The 16,131-nt window shown below is 42.6% G+C and carries 9 protein-coding genes; all 9 read right to left on the bottom strand.

Going from position 1 to position 16,131, the window contains the following annotated elements; translation table 11 throughout:
• Positions 1–202 precede the first annotated feature (202 nt).
• Positions 203–835: a DUF4129 domain-containing protein gene (locus RMX89_RS30075; RefSeq protein ID WP_322691514.1), complete on the bottom strand. Its 633-nt coding sequence runs from the start codon at positions 833–835 to the stop codon at positions 203–205.
• Between the two features lie 201 nt (positions 836–1,036).
• Positions 1,037–1,525, bottom strand: a complete 489-nt coding sequence (locus tag RMX89_RS30070; RefSeq protein WP_322671567.1) for a DUF2243 domain-containing protein — start codon at positions 1,523–1,525, stop codon at positions 1,037–1,039.
• A gap of 97 nt (positions 1,526–1,622) precedes the next feature.
• Positions 1,623–2,015 carry a pentapeptide repeat-containing protein gene (locus RMX89_RS30065; protein ID WP_322668746.1) on the bottom strand — a complete coding sequence of 131 codons (393 nt, stop codon included), beginning with the start codon at positions 2,013–2,015 and terminating at the stop codon, positions 1,623–1,625.
• Between the two features lie 93 nt (positions 2,016–2,108).
• On the bottom strand, positions 2,109–2,546 hold the full coding sequence (locus tag RMX89_RS30060) for an Rrf2 family transcriptional regulator (protein ID WP_322691513.1): 438 nt from the start codon (positions 2,544–2,546) through the stop codon (positions 2,109–2,111).
• A 183-nt stretch (positions 2,547–2,729) separates the two neighbouring features.
• The gene (locus tag RMX89_RS30055; protein ID WP_322691512.1) at positions 2,730–4,079 is read right to left on the bottom strand and encodes an ATP-binding protein; all 1,350 of its coding nucleotides are present in this window, start codon (positions 4,077–4,079) and stop codon (positions 2,730–2,732) included.
• 513 nt (positions 4,080–4,592) lie between these two features.
• On the bottom strand, positions 4,593–7,625 hold the full coding sequence (gene pgmB / locus RMX89_RS30050; RefSeq protein WP_322691511.1) for a beta-phosphoglucomutase: 3,033 nt from the start codon (positions 7,623–7,625) through the stop codon (positions 4,593–4,595).
• A 427-nt stretch (positions 7,626–8,052) separates the two neighbouring features.
• A complete protein-coding gene (locus RMX89_RS30045; protein WP_322691510.1) occupies positions 8,053–10,476 on the bottom strand; it encodes a sucrose synthase in 2,424 nt (807 codons plus the stop codon).
• A gap of 204 nt (positions 10,477–10,680) precedes the next feature.
• Positions 10,681–11,073 carry a beta-lactamase hydrolase domain-containing protein gene (locus RMX89_RS30040; protein WP_322672670.1) on the bottom strand — a complete coding sequence of 131 codons (393 nt, stop codon included), beginning with the start codon at positions 11,071–11,073 and terminating at the stop codon, positions 10,681–10,683.
• 727 nt (positions 11,074–11,800) lie between these two features.
• Entirely contained in the window at positions 11,801–15,700 is a 3,900-nt protein-coding gene (locus RMX89_RS30035; protein ID WP_322691509.1) for a PAS domain S-box protein, read from the bottom strand.
• Positions 15,701–16,131 lie beyond the last annotated feature (431 nt).

The following is a 16,131-nucleotide window of genomic DNA, read 5'->3' as shown; positions in this document are numbered from 1 at the left end:
TTTTAATCCTTTTATTCAGAATACTCGGAAAGTGACAGAAGAGGGATATAGCAACAGCCAAAATGGTTAGGACATTAACAGATGATCAAATTTAGACACAAAAAGGCTTTTCACCCAGTCCCCAGTCCCTAGAGAGCCAGTCCCTTGCTATATAAAATATTGTTTGTTTTGTGTAGAGACGTTGCAATGCAACGTCTCTTTTTCATTCTGGGGAAATTTCCCGATAAGCTTGCCGACACTGCTCATAATTGTCTGGCAAAATCTCAGCATTACCAAAACATAATTGCTCGTGAGTAGTAATTAAAGTTTCATAAGGCTGTATGGAAGTCACAGACGATCGCAGCAATTGCAAATATTCTCCATCAGTACGGCTGAGTTTGTGGGGTGCGTAGGCGCCCTGCGGCTTGTCGCTAGACATCGCATTTTTATCCAACTGCTGCAACATCGCTAAATAAACACAACGGCAAGCCTCACGATAGTTACCTTGACGATAAAATTCTTGCGATCGCTCCAACAAAAGGGCTATGGATGACTCATTGGAGCGAGTTTTAACGCGAAAATCAGTGAGATTGCCACTTCTATTTAGCCAAGAATATATATAGGGACTGAATTCTCGCCATAATCGCCAACCCACCCACGCTACAAATAATCCCAGTACCAGCCAAAACAAGAATTTTAGCAATTCACTAAGCCTTGGGCTAATTGACCATCCAGTAGGCAATTCTGGTAAAGCCCGTTCAAAGCGGTAAAACTGGTATTCCCACCATTCACCCGCTTGTTGTTGGAATTGAGACAAATGCCAACTCCAGCTAGTTTTTTCAAAAGTATCTGTCATAGGAGGGAGTGGGGAGTGGGGGAGCGGATGAGTAATGAGTAATGAGTTGGAGCAGGGAAGCAGAGGGGCAGGGGGCAGAGGAGCAGGGGAGCAGGGGACAAGGAGATAAACAAAACTCTTAACTCTTAACTCCTAACTCCTAACTCAGCACTCTAACGCCCAATGCCCAATACCCAATGACCAATGACCAATGACCAATGACTAATGACTAATGACTCTTGACTCTTTTTTTATCATTAGCCAGCCGATGAGAACAAGTAGCGCACCGAATGCCAGAAATCCTAGATCCCAAGCTAACTCATTTGGGCCTGGTTTAACATGATGGACACCGAGAATTTGGTGGTCAATTAAACCTTCAATAAAGTCGAACAACCCAGTCCCAATCAGTATCGATCCAATAAAGGTTTGTGATGACCAAGGAACATCATCACGTCTTCCGGCACGCCATAGTAACACAAGTCCTGCCACGGTGAATACCCAATCCAAGGTATGAAATAATCCATCCCACACCATGTTCAAATCTATATTCGCCCTATTTGTCAGAGGCCTAATGTTACTGAGCATGTGATGCCACTGGAGGATTTGATGCAGTAAAATTCCATCAATAAACCCTCCAAGACCCACACCAAGAAAAATTCCAGCAGTTATTAGTGGTGCGCGTCGGTTGAGGGTTTCACTTTTCGCCTCCATTGTCAACCTCATAGATAGGCTTTTTTACCAAAATACAACTCTTTTGAGAGAAATATCTTCTATCTTGAGGCCAGTACGATCGTTTAACTTAAATTAATTAATCTTCAAATTTAATCTGCATACCCGCTTTCACTGGGTCGAAATCTTGGGGAAAATGGGTGCTGCGATCGCAGTCTGCTTTTTCCAGGTTCGCTCCTTTAAGAGCGGCTTGGCGGAGATTCGCTGACATCAATAATGCTCCCCTAAGATCGGCATCCTTCAGATTAGCTTGACTCAAATCGGCAAAGCTCAAATCAGTTCCCCTCAAATTAGCGTTACTCAGGTTAGCTTCACTCAAGTCAGCATAACTTAGGTCAGATCCTTTCAAGTTAATGCCTTGCAAATCAGCATTACCCAGTTCTGCTTTACTAAAGTTCCGTTTTCCTGCTGCATAACTCTCCACGAGAGTAGCGGCACTATTTATCGGCTGTTGAAAATTGACTTCAGGCATATAACAGCGTCACAGATTGCTCGTTCTTACTTTCATCTTCCCCTTTTAATTACGAATTACGAATTACGAATTACGAACTAGTAATTATACTTCCTAAATGTAATACATTAGTTCCTTCTGTTGTCGGATCGATCTTCGTTCACAAAGGTCTTGGAGTGTATATTTTGCTAAAACAGAGTTAGCAGCTTGACGTGCTTCTTGCCAAACTTCCTGAATTAGCTCACCTTCTACTGTATTAGGAGTCGGCTCAGAAGGAGAGACAATAATATCTGACCCTTCCATGCAGCTAAAAGCATCCAACACTGTAATTTTTCCGGGATCTCGTGCCAGAACATAGCCACCTTTGGCTCCGCGTATACTCTTAATTAAACCTCCACGTCTTAATGTCGCTAGGAGTTGTTCTAAATAGCGGTTCGGGATGTCTTGCAAAGCCGCTATCTCTCGAATTTGTAGGGCTTCACCGTTAGGGTAGCAGGTTGCTAACTCTAACAGGGCTAGAAGTGCGTATTCTGATTTGTTAGAGATTACCACAGGCGTAATATTTTAAGCTCATATTTAAAGATACAAAGTCTTTGAGTTTGTTTCCCTAAGCTACTGCGAAGAAAAACTTTACAATCAACCTATTGTTGACCGGCTTACTCCACTTTAAAGACCTTCTAGCATACAAGCAATTACTTTTGTTTTTAAATTCGATAAATAAAAGTGATTGATTAGCTATACATGGAAATTTCTTGAAAATGGCAGAATAACTGTAAAGGTAGTTCCCGCATCGATCGCACTTTCAACTGTAATCTCGCCGCCGTGTAAATCTACAGCCTGCTTGACAATGGACATCCCTAATCCCATTCCTGGGATATTGGCTGTATTACTAGCGCGATGGAACGGTTCAAAGATGTGTTCAATGTCAGAAGCAGGAATGCCAATACCAGAATCTTGAGTCTGAAATATAGCTTGCTCGTTGCTAGTGGTTACAGAAAACCTAACTGTACTTCCAATGGGAGAGTATTTTAGACAATTTGAGAATAAATTACTCAAGATTTGGCGCAGTAGTTTCGCGTCTAAATTAGCTTCTGTGCATTGGCACTCACTGCTAAAAACGATCGCATGTTGTGAGCGATCGCTCTGTTGTAATTCTTCTAATAAATCGCGGCAAAATTCTACTAAATTTATCGGTGTTGGATTAAACTCTAACTTGCTTGTTTCATCCTGACTCACCACTAATACATCATCCAATAACTGGGTTATATGCATAACTGATTTTTGAATGCGACGCAGGTGAGTCTGTTGTCGCTGTTCGCTCCAGAGGTGGCGATAATGTTCTAGTAGTTCCGCAGAAGAGTGGATGGTAGCCAAAGGGGTGCGAAACTCATGGGAAGTGATGGTGAGCAAGCGGGATTTAAGTTCGCTAAACTCCCTTTCTTTAGCAAGCGCTTGTCGCATCGCCTGTTCTGCCCATTGCAGCTTGGCTTGCGTTCGTTTACTTTCGCTAATGTCCCGCAATATCCAGCGCAGACTAACTAACTCACTATGTCGATCGCGGATAGCAACCACCTTAACCGCAGCAATAATAGGTGTTTTGTCACGCGGTCGTAGGTTTACTTCCCATTCTTGCATTTTCCAGTCTGGGAATTGAGCGCGATCGCGCAGATGAGTTAGTTTCAAATGAAAAGCAATTATTTCTTTCTCAAGCACAAAAATCCCTATGGATTTGCCCAACAATGAACTTTTAGAAATGTTAAGCAGAGTGGTAGCGGCTGAGTTAGCTTCCTGAATTATCCCTTTTGTATCAGTCACAAAATAAGCGTCTGGGACTTCCTCAAATAATTCTTGGTAGCGTTGATTTTCTGCTACCAAAGCCTGTTGAGTTTTGGATAATTCTTCATTCTGCTGCTTTAAATCTTCATTTACTAGTTGAAGTTCTTCCAAAGCCAGGTAAACTTCTTTGAATACTGCGGTAACGAGTTGAATATCTGCTTGTGCTTTTTGCTGTTCGTTCTGGCGTTGCAAGAGGGCGACGCGCTTACGCATGTTCTCTATCTGCAAAGCTAAATCGTCCGAATTCACGCTCTTGCTCCTAATTTCTAAAGTGGAGTTTGTTTTAGATTCCCTACTTAGACGATATTAGCTTTTGGAGTTTAGCAGCTATCAGTAATTTCAATGTAGTTTTAGGTAGTTTTAGTTCTTTGGGCTGATTAGGACTTAAAACCTCTTGCAAAAGTAATTTTTGCAAGAGGCGGGAAAAGGGGAAAGGTTAAAAGGAAAAGGTTTTTATTGTTCCTTTCCCCTTTCCCCCTTACCCTTTTACCGACTTATGCAAGAAGTCTTTAATACAGCAGAATTCAGGAGTAAGAATTGGTGAATCGGCTACGCATAAAAGAAGTAAAATACTCTTTCTATCTGGCTTTAAGACAAATCTTTGTGTATTTCACCTTCCTGGAAATCTGCTGTAAGTAATCAAGCAGTTCTCGTTTATAGCACAAGCCTTGGTGGTTAGGACATCAACAGACGATACAACTTAGATAAAAAAAAGGCTTTTCACCCAGTCCCCAGTCCCCAGTCCCCAGTCCCTTGCTATATTTAATGTTTTCGTTTGGAAATATTACTCAATTGCTCTCGAAGGTCTGCCCATTTAATACCTTCTAGACTGGGTAAAACAATATGAGCGGCTCCAACTCGCTCAACAGGGCCAAGTCCTATTGCCCACATCCCAGCAGCGAGAGCGGCTTCAACACCGGCTGCGGCATCTTCTACAACCACAGATTGCGCGGGTTCGATTCCTAGCTGCTTGGCTGCGTACAGAAAGAGGTCGGGTGCTGGCTTGGGTTCTTGTACGCTATAACCATCAGCGATCGCATCTACTTTATCAGCAATGCCCAATCGCTCAATCACAGTCTGGGCATTTTTGCTTGCTGAACCAATACCGATCTTAATACCAGCTTGCCGCAGTTCATCCAACAAGGCGATCGCACCTGGTAACAAATCGTGGGATGTCATGTTTTGGATCAATTCCACATAGTAGCGATTTTTACGCTCCATCATCTCCTCGATTTGTGCTTCCGAATACGCTCTATTCCCAAGAATCACCATCAGAGAAGCACGACGGGATACACCCCGCAGGGCTTCGTTAGCTTCTCGATTAAACGGTATACCTTCTTCATCAGCTAGCTTTTGCCAAGCGAGATAGTGGAGTTCTGCTGTATCTGTTAGCACACCATCTAAATCGAAAATGAATCCTTGGATGTTGGGCATTGGGGATTGGGCACTTGTACTGAGCGAAGTCGTTCGCGTAGCGTCTCGCAGAGAAGTATTGGGCATTGAGAATTGGTTGTCTGCGTTATCTGCGTTGTTTCCTTGTCTTCTTGTTCCCTTCTCCTCATGCCCAATGCCCCATGCCCCATGCTCCATGCCCAATTCCCAATGCAAATCAAAGTCGTGCCATTTCCCGCGCCAGTGCAGTTTAAACTTTAGACGCGTCCAGCCAGGGGGTAGGTGGGGGTTGGCTACAGGGCCATTTTCAGTTAATTGGATGCCGCCGAATCCAAAAATTACAGCTTGCCAAATTCCACCAGCACTAGCACCGTGAATTCCGTCGTTGGTATTACCTCGGTTATCTTCAAGATCCACCATTAACGCCCGCATAAATTGTTCGTAAGCTTCAGTTGATTTGCCCAAATCGGAAGCTAAAATGGCTTGAACTGCTGGGCCAAGGGACGAACCATAAGTAATATCAGTGCGGGGTGCGTAGTAGTCCCAGTTTGTCTGCAATGCTTTTTCGTTATAGGGAAAATCTGCTGATTCCCGCATTAAATATAGGAGCATTAATACGTCTGGCTGTTTGAGTACTTGAGATTTGTTGGTTTTATCAATACCTAAGATCGGTTGCATGGAGCGATCGCGTGGTTCATAATCTGCTAAGTTGATATCTTCCAATTGGAAAAATCCCTCGCACTGCTCGATTAGTCCTGTTGATGGGTCATAGAAAAACAATATTTTGGCGACGATATCTTGCCAGTGCGATCGCTCCTCTGGAGTCAGCTTTAGTTTCTGTTCTAGTTCGGTGGCTCGTTCGGGGAATTTGTCAGCCAGCCAATCATAGACGGCGATCGCTTTCTCTAAATGCCATTGCGCCATCCGGTTTGTAAAGGCGTTGTTGTGGACTAATTCATGGTATTCATCCGCTCCGATTACTCCCTGAATTTCATACCGCGAGCGCTCAGAATTGAATTCGACTCGACTACCCCAAAAGAGCGCGGCATCTAAAATAATCTCTGCGCCGCACTTTTGCATCCAGTCATCATCACCAGTGGCTTGCCAGTAGTTCCAGACTGCGTAGGGGATATCTGCATTGATATGAATTTCGCGATCGCGGCACCAAATCCGCACATCTTCACCATAAAAATCACTGCCGATAGACCAACGTGGTGTCACTTCATCTCCGGTATCAGCACTTTCCCAGGCAAACATTGCCCCTTTATAACTGTAATGGCCTGCCTTGCGTCTAGCTCCTGGTAAGGTGTGCCAACGGTAACTGAGTAAGTTGCGGGCGATCGCTGGTTGAGTAAACAGAAACAAAGGCTGCATAAAAATTTCCGTATCCCAAAAAATATGACCGCGATAGCCAAACCCCGAAAGGGTTTTAGCGGGAATGCTCACCCTGTCATCATCCCGTGGGGCAGCAATCAGCAGTTGAAACAGATTGTAGCGAACAGCAAAAGTAGCTGTGCTATCTCCCTCAATCAGGATGTCACTTTGCTGCCAAACCTCATCCCATGCCTGTTCATTAGCTTTTAGTAATGTTGCATAATCTGGCAGCTGTGCGAGTTTTTCTCGAGCTGCTGGAACTGGTGCTTCAATCTCCCGCGAGGTAAAAACGGTCACGAGTTTTTCCACCGTTACGGTCTGCTGCGCTTTCGCCAAGAAGGTTGTACTCAAAGTAGGATAACCAGGTGCGGTATTGACTTGCAAAGATGCTTCAGTGCCTAATATTGTCAACTTAGCTGCCATACCGAGTTCAATTCGAGAGTTGCGCGTGCGGCGTTGCAACCAGATTCCTTGGTTAGTCTTGCCCTGATCTAATTCTTCCCAGTGATTGAAACCCTGATTTTCTGGATAGCCATTGATGCTAGCTTGAACTTCGATTAACCCCTCAAAATCTATTGGTGTTAAATGGCAGCGTAACGCCAACACGTGCGGATCTGCAAGACTAGCAAAGCGTTCAAAGCTGATGTCTATGGTGTTCCCACTGGGAGAGCGCCAACGCAAAGCACGCAAAAGTAGTCCTTGGCGTAAATCAAGCTGGCGCTCGTAGCGCAATATCTCACCTCGATCGAGACGGAAGCGATCGCCATTTACAATTACTATCAAGGGTAGCCAGTCAGGGCAATTTACCAGTTCGGTGTATACCACAGGCACATCATCGTAGACACCGTGAATAAAAGTAGCTGGCAATGCATGAGGATAACCTTCCTCGAAACTGCCTCTTGTTCCCAGGTATCCATTGCCGATTGTAAAGACGGTTTCTTTGGAGTGCAATTGCTCAGGGTCAAACTGGGTTTCGATTAATATCCAGTCTGTGTAGATAAAATGGCGAGAACGACCTTTTGTTTGCATAAATTAAGATTGGGGAATTGGGATTTTGAGTCTTTGAGCTAGATGAATGAGTCTTTGAACTCCGTTAATGAGTATTTGAGGTGGATGAATCCAGTTCCGAGGTGGATTAATGGAGTTCAGAGGTGGATTAATGGAGTTCAGAGGTGTATTAACGGAGTTCAGAGGTGGATTAATGGAGTTCAGAGGTGGATTAACGGAGTTCAGAGGTGGATTAACGGAGTTCAGAGGTGGATTAATGGAGTTCAGAGGTGGATGAACAAGTCTCTAATCCCCCTCATCCCCCAATACGGTTCGGTTAGTATATTTGGCTCTCGGAGATCCCCCCAACCCCCCTTAAAAAAGGGGGCTTTTCCTCCTATTTACCCCCTTTTTAAGGCAGTCGCCGTAGGCGGGGGGATCAAAACCCGCACCGTATTGCCTCATCCCCTCATCCCCCACTCCCCACTCCCTGATGTTTTTCCAAAATCTTTTCGACTCTAGGTTTATAAATGAGATGAAATAAGGTTTCCATGTAGCGATCTCTAGCTTCGTTATTTTCGGGAGCAACAAAGTTCCAAAAACTAAACATTTTCGCAAGCAGTAGTAATTGATTGCTATGTAAATGCCAATTATATTTGTGATGAATTCGCTGACTCATCCATTCTGAAACTTCGTGCCAGTATTCAGGATGAGTATCGCATTGTTCAAGGAAGTCTAAAATTTTCGTTGCTGTTCCCTCTAAGTCTGTAGGATTAACATTAAATTGGTTTTCTTTGTTCTCGATAATTTCTAAAGAACCGCCAAATTGAGTAGCAAAAGTTGGCAAGCCAGAAATCATCGCTTCCAAAATACTCCGACCGAAGGATTCAAAACGGGCAAAATGGACATAAATTCCTTGAGAATCTGCAACTACTCGGTAGGCTTCGCCGATGTCGCGGCTAGGAATACGCATTCCTACCCAGCGAATCTTGCCTTGGAGTTGATATCGGTCGATAATGTCGTGGAGTTTTTGAATTTCTTCTGCTTCTTCTGGGTTGCTAGCTTCGTGTAAATGTAGTTTAGTAGTTAACAGAATCAGGTTACAACGCTCTTGCAACGCCTGACTTTTACCAAAACATTCAGCTAAACCAGTGAAATTTTTGATTGAATTGATCGTATCAAGGGCAAAGATTGGTCGATTATTGGGGCGTTCTAAATAACCAAGAATTTGTGGATCTTCGCGGGTAAAGAGTAAGTCGTGGACTTGTGTGTAAAGTTTAGGATCTCGCTTTTCTTTTTGGCTGTAGGGAAAGAAAAGATTTTCATTTACTCCCGGCGGCACGAAGTTAAATTTAGGACTAAACAAATCAATGCCATCAACTACATGATACAACTGCGGCATCGTAAACCACTTGTATGACTCGTATTGACCGATGGTATCAGGCGTGCCGACAATTTCTTGATAGGACGATGTGATGATAAAGTCAGCTGCATTCATGCTAATCAAATCGGCGGTAAATTGTACCGAAAAATGATATTTATCTTCTAAATCTTGCCAATATAAATTGCTAAATAGATATTTAGGTTTTTCTAAAGAATGGGCAATGTTACACTGGGTAACTTTCATGTGGCGGGATAGCAGAAAGGCTACTAAATTACCATCGCTGTAATTGCCAACAACTAAATTAGGTTTCCCTTGGAATTGAGCGAGTAATTCTCTTTCTGCATCTATCGCAAATTGTTCTAAATAAGGCCAAATCTCAAATTTAGAAATCCAATTATTTGTAATCTCTGGATTGAATTCACCAAAAGGAACGCGCAATATCCAAGCATTTTCAGTATCTTGGACTTTTTCTAAGGGCAAGTTACAAAATGTGCCTTCACAGTTAGGAATTAATCGAGTCAGAATAATTACATGGGGTTTAATACCTAGCTGGTCGAGTCCAGCGAGTTTGATTTGTTCGCGCAGTTCGTTTTCTAGGCTGCGAGCTTGTTCGAGGACGTAGATAACTTGACCGAGTGTTTCATCTCTTCCCAAAACATCCTCCTGTCCAACCCAGCCGTGGACAGAAACGAGGACAACGCGAAAGATGGCGGGGACGCGGGCCACAAAAGCTTCTAAAATGGCAGGTTCTGGAGAGTAAATGAGTCGGTCGAGGAGTTCTAAAGTTTCAGAAACTCGCGCCGCAGTGTTACCCCAACCCGGCTCAAAGCCGAGTTCTTGGAGATCGAAGCGGAATTTTTCATAAGGTTCATCAGGCGATCGCTCGCTCAGGAATTTCAGCGCTAGCTTAATTTGTTTGGCTAACTGAATACCGGAGTCAATGCGATCGCTCAACAACAGGCGAATATCATTGCATTGCAGCCTATGTAATGCTTTAAATAACATTTCTACCCAATATTCAGAGTCAGTCAACAATTGATTGCACAGGTAACGGTTGAGGAAGGCTAAACCTTGACCAATATTTCTCGCATCGTCAATTCTTGGAGAACTCTCATAGAAGGGGTGGAGGTCGATTTCAAGGATATGAGGTTGGTAACGGTTGACTAAACGATCTCTCACATCTAACAGCGCTTGAGGCGTCATCTGCTCGAACTTACTAAAATCGGCTGTCAGTTGCCAAACTTGTTGATTAGCAATCCTCGGTCGAATCACGAACCAAGTTCTTCCCTCTTCGAGAATGATTTCGTGGGTATATTGTATTAGTTTGCCAACAGAAGAAGAGTGATAAAAATAGGCTGGCTTTTGGGATTGATGACAGTAATCAGCAAAGAAGAGCAAAATCTCATTTCTTAGGAAGTAATGCTTACCTGAAGCACTCAACGTATAAATCAACTGATGTAGAGCAGTTTTCTCATCACCGTTGGAGAGAGCTTGAACTAGTTCATACATGATGACGAATTCCAGAAATTTAGTTAGGTAATAACCTCATTTTTCTTTCCAGTTTTCGGTTTGCTGAGGTATATTCCCCAAACGATCGTAAATTACTATAAAAATCTTTGCGTCTAGCTCTGGGATGAAAGACTGTAAGAACTTCAAATCTATGGGATGAGGAAGTGGGAGAAAAGGGCAAAAGAGTATCTTTTGCGTTAAGGTCTAAACTCTAGATATCAAACCTAAACTAATAACTTTTTGCAGTGCTTTTTCAAAGTCTATACCTTGTTTTAGGGCTATATACAAAAATACTATTGCAGCTGAACGAATTGAATTATCACAATGTATCAGAATCGGTTTGGGTAATTCAGTGATAGTCTGATACATCTGGAGCGTACTTTGATGATTAATGTCTTCACATTCAGTTGGGAAATTAACATAATACAATCCCAAAAGTTCAGTTTTTTCCCGTTCATTAGCCAGCCAGCCTGTTTCGTCAGCCAAACGTAGATTAACTACACACTTATAACCCTCATCAGCTACTTGTTGCAGCTGAGCTAGTGTAATTTGTCCTGCGATCGCTAACTCACGATTAATTTCTCTAATAATGTTCATCAGCCGGATTAACTCCATTTTGCCGACATTGCCCTAGCTTTAACCCTAGCAAAGAAATTTGAGGAACTTGTGAGGAAATCATCAAAGTCTAGAGAATTGGAGCATTGAGCATAGTGAATCAGATCGCGCAGTGAGAAAGTTTGCTGTTCGAGTTGAGTAATTCCTGCTTCTAAGAAGATGTTTGAAAAGTCGTGATTAATGTATCAAATATTTTTTACCCCACCCTAACCCTCCCCGATATATTGGGAGGGAACCAAATTTTCTTGTTTCCCCCAATACATCGGGGGGATTAAGGGGGGTAATAATTAGATTAAAATCACAACATACCACTTTTCAAATATCCTCTAAGCCTCCGAGATCGAGCAGGTCATGAATCAGTTGTGATAAACGTTTGATTTCGTTCTCAATAGTTTGGAAAAAGCGATCGCGCTATTTCATTACAGCTAGAAAGCCCAAAATTAAAGCATACGCGACCTTTGACTTCCGCCTTGCGCTCCTAATATAGCAGGAGGCAGGAGGCAGTGTTTCGACTACGCTCAACAACCAGGCAGGAGGTAAAAACCTTGCTATTCCTGATATTTACGCTTGTCATTATGTCCTAATCTACCTGGCAACTGCTATACAAGGTGGAAATAAACCAATCATTCCAAATCAACGAAACCCTTATGCTGTATACATTTTTAATTTTTAATTTTTAATTTTTAATTGTTAATTCCGCCTTGCGGTACTAGTCTCTGAATAAATTATGTAAGGTTTTTAATAATTCTCTGGCCGTATAGGGTTTTAATAAAACTGCTTGTACATTAGCCTCAGCAGATTCAGCAAAGACTTCCATTGAGTTGAGTCCGCTACAGGCAATAATTTGAACCTGCATATTCATTCTTCGCAAGGTGCGAATAGCAATGATTCCATCCATTTCTGGCATTATTAGATCCATCAATACGGCATTGATTTGATGCTCGTATTGGGCGTAAAGCGCGATCGCCTCAATGCCACTACTGGCAGTTAGTATCTTATAGTTATGGTTTTCCAAGATGATTGTGACAATCTCCCGAATTTGGGGTTCATCATCCACAACCAAAATCAATTCTCCCTCTCCTGAAAGCAAATCCAGGTCTTCTATGTTGAACGCTTGGGTTGCTTCCACTGCTGGTAAAAACAGGTCAAATTTGCTGCCTCTACCAACATTGCTAGACACTTTGATAAAACCGGCGTGGTTTCTGATGATTCCCAGCACTGTTGAAAGTCCAAGTCCGGTACCTGCATTGACCTCTTTTGTAGTAAAAAATGGCTCAAAAATTCTATCTATTATGTCTGGCGGTATGCCAATTCCGTTATCGGCAACGGTAATCACAATATAATGCCCAACCTTGGCATCAAGATTCATTCGCGTATAAGCTTCATCAATAAACTTATTTTCTACAGAAATATTGATATTACCGCCATCCGGTAAAGCATCGCGGGCATTTACTACCAAATTGATCAATACTTGATGCAGTTGCGTGATGTCTCCATTTACAGCCCAAATTTCTTTTGGGATAAACGTGGAAAGTTCAATAGATTTGGGAAATGTCTGTTTAGCAATTTGGACAATTTCTGAAATCAGATATTGGATTTGGATAATTGTCCGCTCTCCTTTATATCCTCGTGCAAAGGACAAGATTTGCTTTACTAAAGCTGCTCCGCGTTTGGCGTTGGTTTCTACAAGTGCCAACAGTTGCCCAGAACGCTCCTCATCTTGTAACAATGCTCTCTGTAACAATTGAGCCGCTGCCAAAATTGGTGTCAATATATTGTTCAAGTCGTGGGCAATTCCACCTGCAAGAGTGCCAAGGCTTTCCAATCGCTGGGTGCGAAAAAACTGTTCTTCGAGTTGTTTCTTTTCGGTGATGTCAGTGTCAACAGTCAGGATGGATTTGGGTTTTCCCGCAGAATCGCGCATCAATGTCCAGCGGCTTTCCACAATAATTTTCTGACCAGATTTTGTAACTTTATTTAACTCACCTTGCCACGAACCAATCTCAATTACCCTTTTCAGGGGTACTTCCAATTGCTGCTGAGTTCCTGCTGTGTAACAAATCTCCTGGAGGTTTTTTCCGATCGCCTCTGTAGACAGCCAACCGTACATCCGCTCTGCACCTTGATTCCAGAATAAGATTTGAGACTGGAAATCTCGAACTAATATGGCATCGGTGGCAATATCAAGTAAAGCGGCTTGTTCAGAGATTTTTTGTTCTGCCAACTTGCGCTCAGTGACATCTCTATTTGTGCCGACGATCCGGATCGGCTGACCGATTTCGTTATAGTAAACCTGACCTTTGCAGTTTAACCAGTGTAGGCTGCCGTCGGGCCAGACAATTCGATACTCTATAGATCCCTTTCCTTGCTCAATCATCCGCGCTATACTCGCAGCCACTGATTCGCGGTCTTCGGGATAGATTAAATTGAGATAATCTTCATAGGTTGGACACAAGGTGTTACTCGGTAGACCATAAAGTGGCCCCATATTGGCAGACCAAATACCAGTATTAGCGATCGGGTTCCGCTCCCAGATGCCAATTTGGGCTGCTTCGGTAGCTAAACTCAATCGCGCTTCACTTTCTTGCAGTGACTCTTCGACTAGTTTGCGTTCGGTGATATCTTCGGCGATGCCACCATAGTATTGAACTTTTCCTTGGTCATCATAGATAGCAAAGCCTCGATCCCATATCCAGCGCATCGATCCATCAGGTCGCAAAATTCGATATTCTATTGAAACCGACTCATTAATAAGCTGTTGCTTTGCTGCAATGGTTAAGCGCTCGCGATCGTCTGGATGAGCAAAGTCTATCCAAGACTCAGGCCGCTCCAATAAACTTTGGCAAGAGCGACCCCAAATTTTTTCATAGGCAGGACTAACATACAAGGTTCGGAATGAATCTGTGCTGGCAATCCAGATAACTGCGTGGGTGTTTTCCGCAAATTTGCGAAATTTCTCTTCACTTTGGTGCAGTGCTGCTTCGGCAACTTGGCATTCGTGTAGCGTAGCTTGCTGTTCAGTCATATCTCTGCCTACCTTTTGGATTTCAAGAACCTCTCCTTTGTCGTTACGAATTGCGATCGCATTCCATTGAAACCAACGGATACCATTGACTGTCAATGCACGTCGCTCGCGATTGATCAAGGGATGGAATGAAGATCCTAAAGCTGCCATATCTTCCATCGCTTCAGGCAAGTCATCTGGATGAAGAAATTGGAAAATTGACCGATGGCGAAACTCATCTTGTTTCCAACCGAAAATTTGACAAGCAGCTGCATTGGCAAAGGTAATCTGCCCTTGCAAATCAATGCGGATAATTATATCAGTTTGGCTTTCCACGAGTTGGCGATAGAGATTTTCACTCTGGTGTAATGCAACTTCTGCGCGTTGGCGATCCCTTCGGGCAGCTTCGCTAACGGCAATTTCTTGCTGCAACAGCACATTGGACATCACAAGTTCTGCTGTCCGTTCTGTCACTCGTTGTTCTAACTCCTTGTAAGCTTGGCGCAGTGATTGCTTTGCCTGGTGGGGTTCGCTAATATCGCTGAATAACCAGCGCCAGGCAACTTGCTTACCCTTTGAATCGTACATGGCGGCGGCTTTAATACTAGCCGGAAAAGCTCTACCTCCCCGTGGTTTTAAGTAAGCTTCCCACTTCTGTTCCTGCTGTTTATTAATTAGTCGAGTGTTAAAAGTTTGGCGGTCTTGGTAAGGAATAAATAAAATTAATGGTTTGTTTACCAAATATTTTTGGCGTACAGCCAGCAAGATTGCTGCTGCTCGGTTAGCCTCTTGGATAATACCTGCTGTATCAGTTACCAAATAAGCATCTGGAGCGAACTCAAACAAATTCTGGTAACGTTGACGCTCCAATTCTACTAGCTCGCGGGCAACGGCCAACTCTTCATTTTGTTCGCGCAGTTCTTCTTCCATAACCTGGAGTTCTTCGAGGGCTTGCTGAAGCTCCTGATTAACTTGCATAATTTCAGCCGATTGTGCCTCAACCCATAGCTTTAAGTTATTTTGAGTCTGGCAGCACACTTGCTGTATCTCTGTGTACTGATTAACCTGGCTAAATTCATCTCTGGGTTTTTGTAAATATTGCTGCAAGCCTTCAACGACCCCAACCATTTTTACCAAGTCAAAGGCTTGTAGCAAGCTAGTCTCGTTAATCACTCCTACCAATTGTCCGCGATCGTCTAAAACGGGCAAATAGCCAGTCTGATGCTCACGCAATAAAGATAAAGCGATGAAAATATCCTGAGAATCTGATTGTCTAAGGGTAATTACTGGCTGCGTCATCACTTCAGCCATTGTCACCCCAGATAAATCTATTCTCGAAGCTATAAGTCTAACTACATCTTTTTCAGTAAAAATGCCTAATAATTTTCCTCCATCCATAACCAAGACACAACCAGATTTTGGTTGATTCCGAAGAGTTAAGTTCAGCGAAGAATTTAAGTTGCTAGATGCATAATTAATACATCCTTGTTGACTCATCAATAAAATAGCTTCGATTACAAAACTATCAGGGTTAATCTTTAATGGGGAATAATTTATAACATGATTTAAACTAGGTAAGTTAATCAGTCGATCGTTAAATTGCATAGTTAATTTATCAATCCTAATAAGCTTTTTGATATTCAGGACAAATTAGCAGAAGTCAACAACAAGCAAAAGAAGTCAGCTGTTGAACATCAGAAATTATTGTGGCGTAATAATTATCAAGCAACTAGCAGGCGGTTAAATGTAATCATAAATTAACTATAAAGCAACTATAAATTAATTGTATTGATAAATACAGGCTTTAACTATTAGAATGCCTGATACATACAATACAATACAAGTTAGTAACTAAATTAGAAAGTAAATAAAATTTTAGAGTCGTCAAACTCATTCTATTGTCAAATTTATAGATAGATGATTTACTATCTCAAGATATTACCTTAATTGATAGTTTTGATAGTCTTATTACTGTGAAATATTTGAAATTAATTGATGAGTGCAAATATTAAACCCTTGGTCTCAAACATTGACAG

The sequence above is a fragment of the Nostoc sp. DedSLP04 genome (assembly GCF_034530775.1).
GTDB lineage: Bacteria > Cyanobacteriota > Cyanobacteriia > Cyanobacteriales > Nostocaceae > Nostoc.
Note: the sequence above shows the minus strand (reverse complement) of the source record. Positions and strands in the feature narration are given on the sequence as shown.

Excerpts from the sequence above, each read along its gene's own strand:
- RMX89_RS30065 (WP_322668746.1), bottom strand. The coding sequence starts at position 2,015 with ATGCCTGAAGTCAATTTTCAACAGCCGATAAATAGTGCCGCTACTCTC.
- RMX89_RS30040 (WP_322672670.1), bottom strand. The coding sequence starts at position 11,073 with ATGAACATTATTAGAGAAATTAATCGTGAGTTAGCGATCGCAGGACAA.
- pgmB (WP_322691511.1), bottom strand. The coding sequence starts at position 7,625 with ATGCAAACAAAAGGTCGTTCTCGCCATTTTATCTACACAGACTGGATA.
- RMX89_RS30075 (WP_322691514.1), bottom strand. The coding sequence starts at position 835 with ATGACAGATACTTTTGAAAAAACTAGCTGGAGTTGGCATTTGTCTCAA.
- RMX89_RS30045 (WP_322691510.1), bottom strand. The coding sequence starts at position 10,476 with ATGTATGAACTAGTTCAAGCTCTCTCCAACGGTGATGAGAAAACTGCT.
- RMX89_RS30035 (WP_322691509.1), bottom strand. The coding sequence starts at position 15,700 with ATGCAATTTAACGATCGACTGATTAACTTACCTAGTTTAAATCATGTT.
- RMX89_RS30070 (WP_322671567.1), bottom strand. The coding sequence starts at position 1,525 with ATGGAGGCGAAAAGTGAAACCCTCAACCGACGCGCACCACTAATAACT.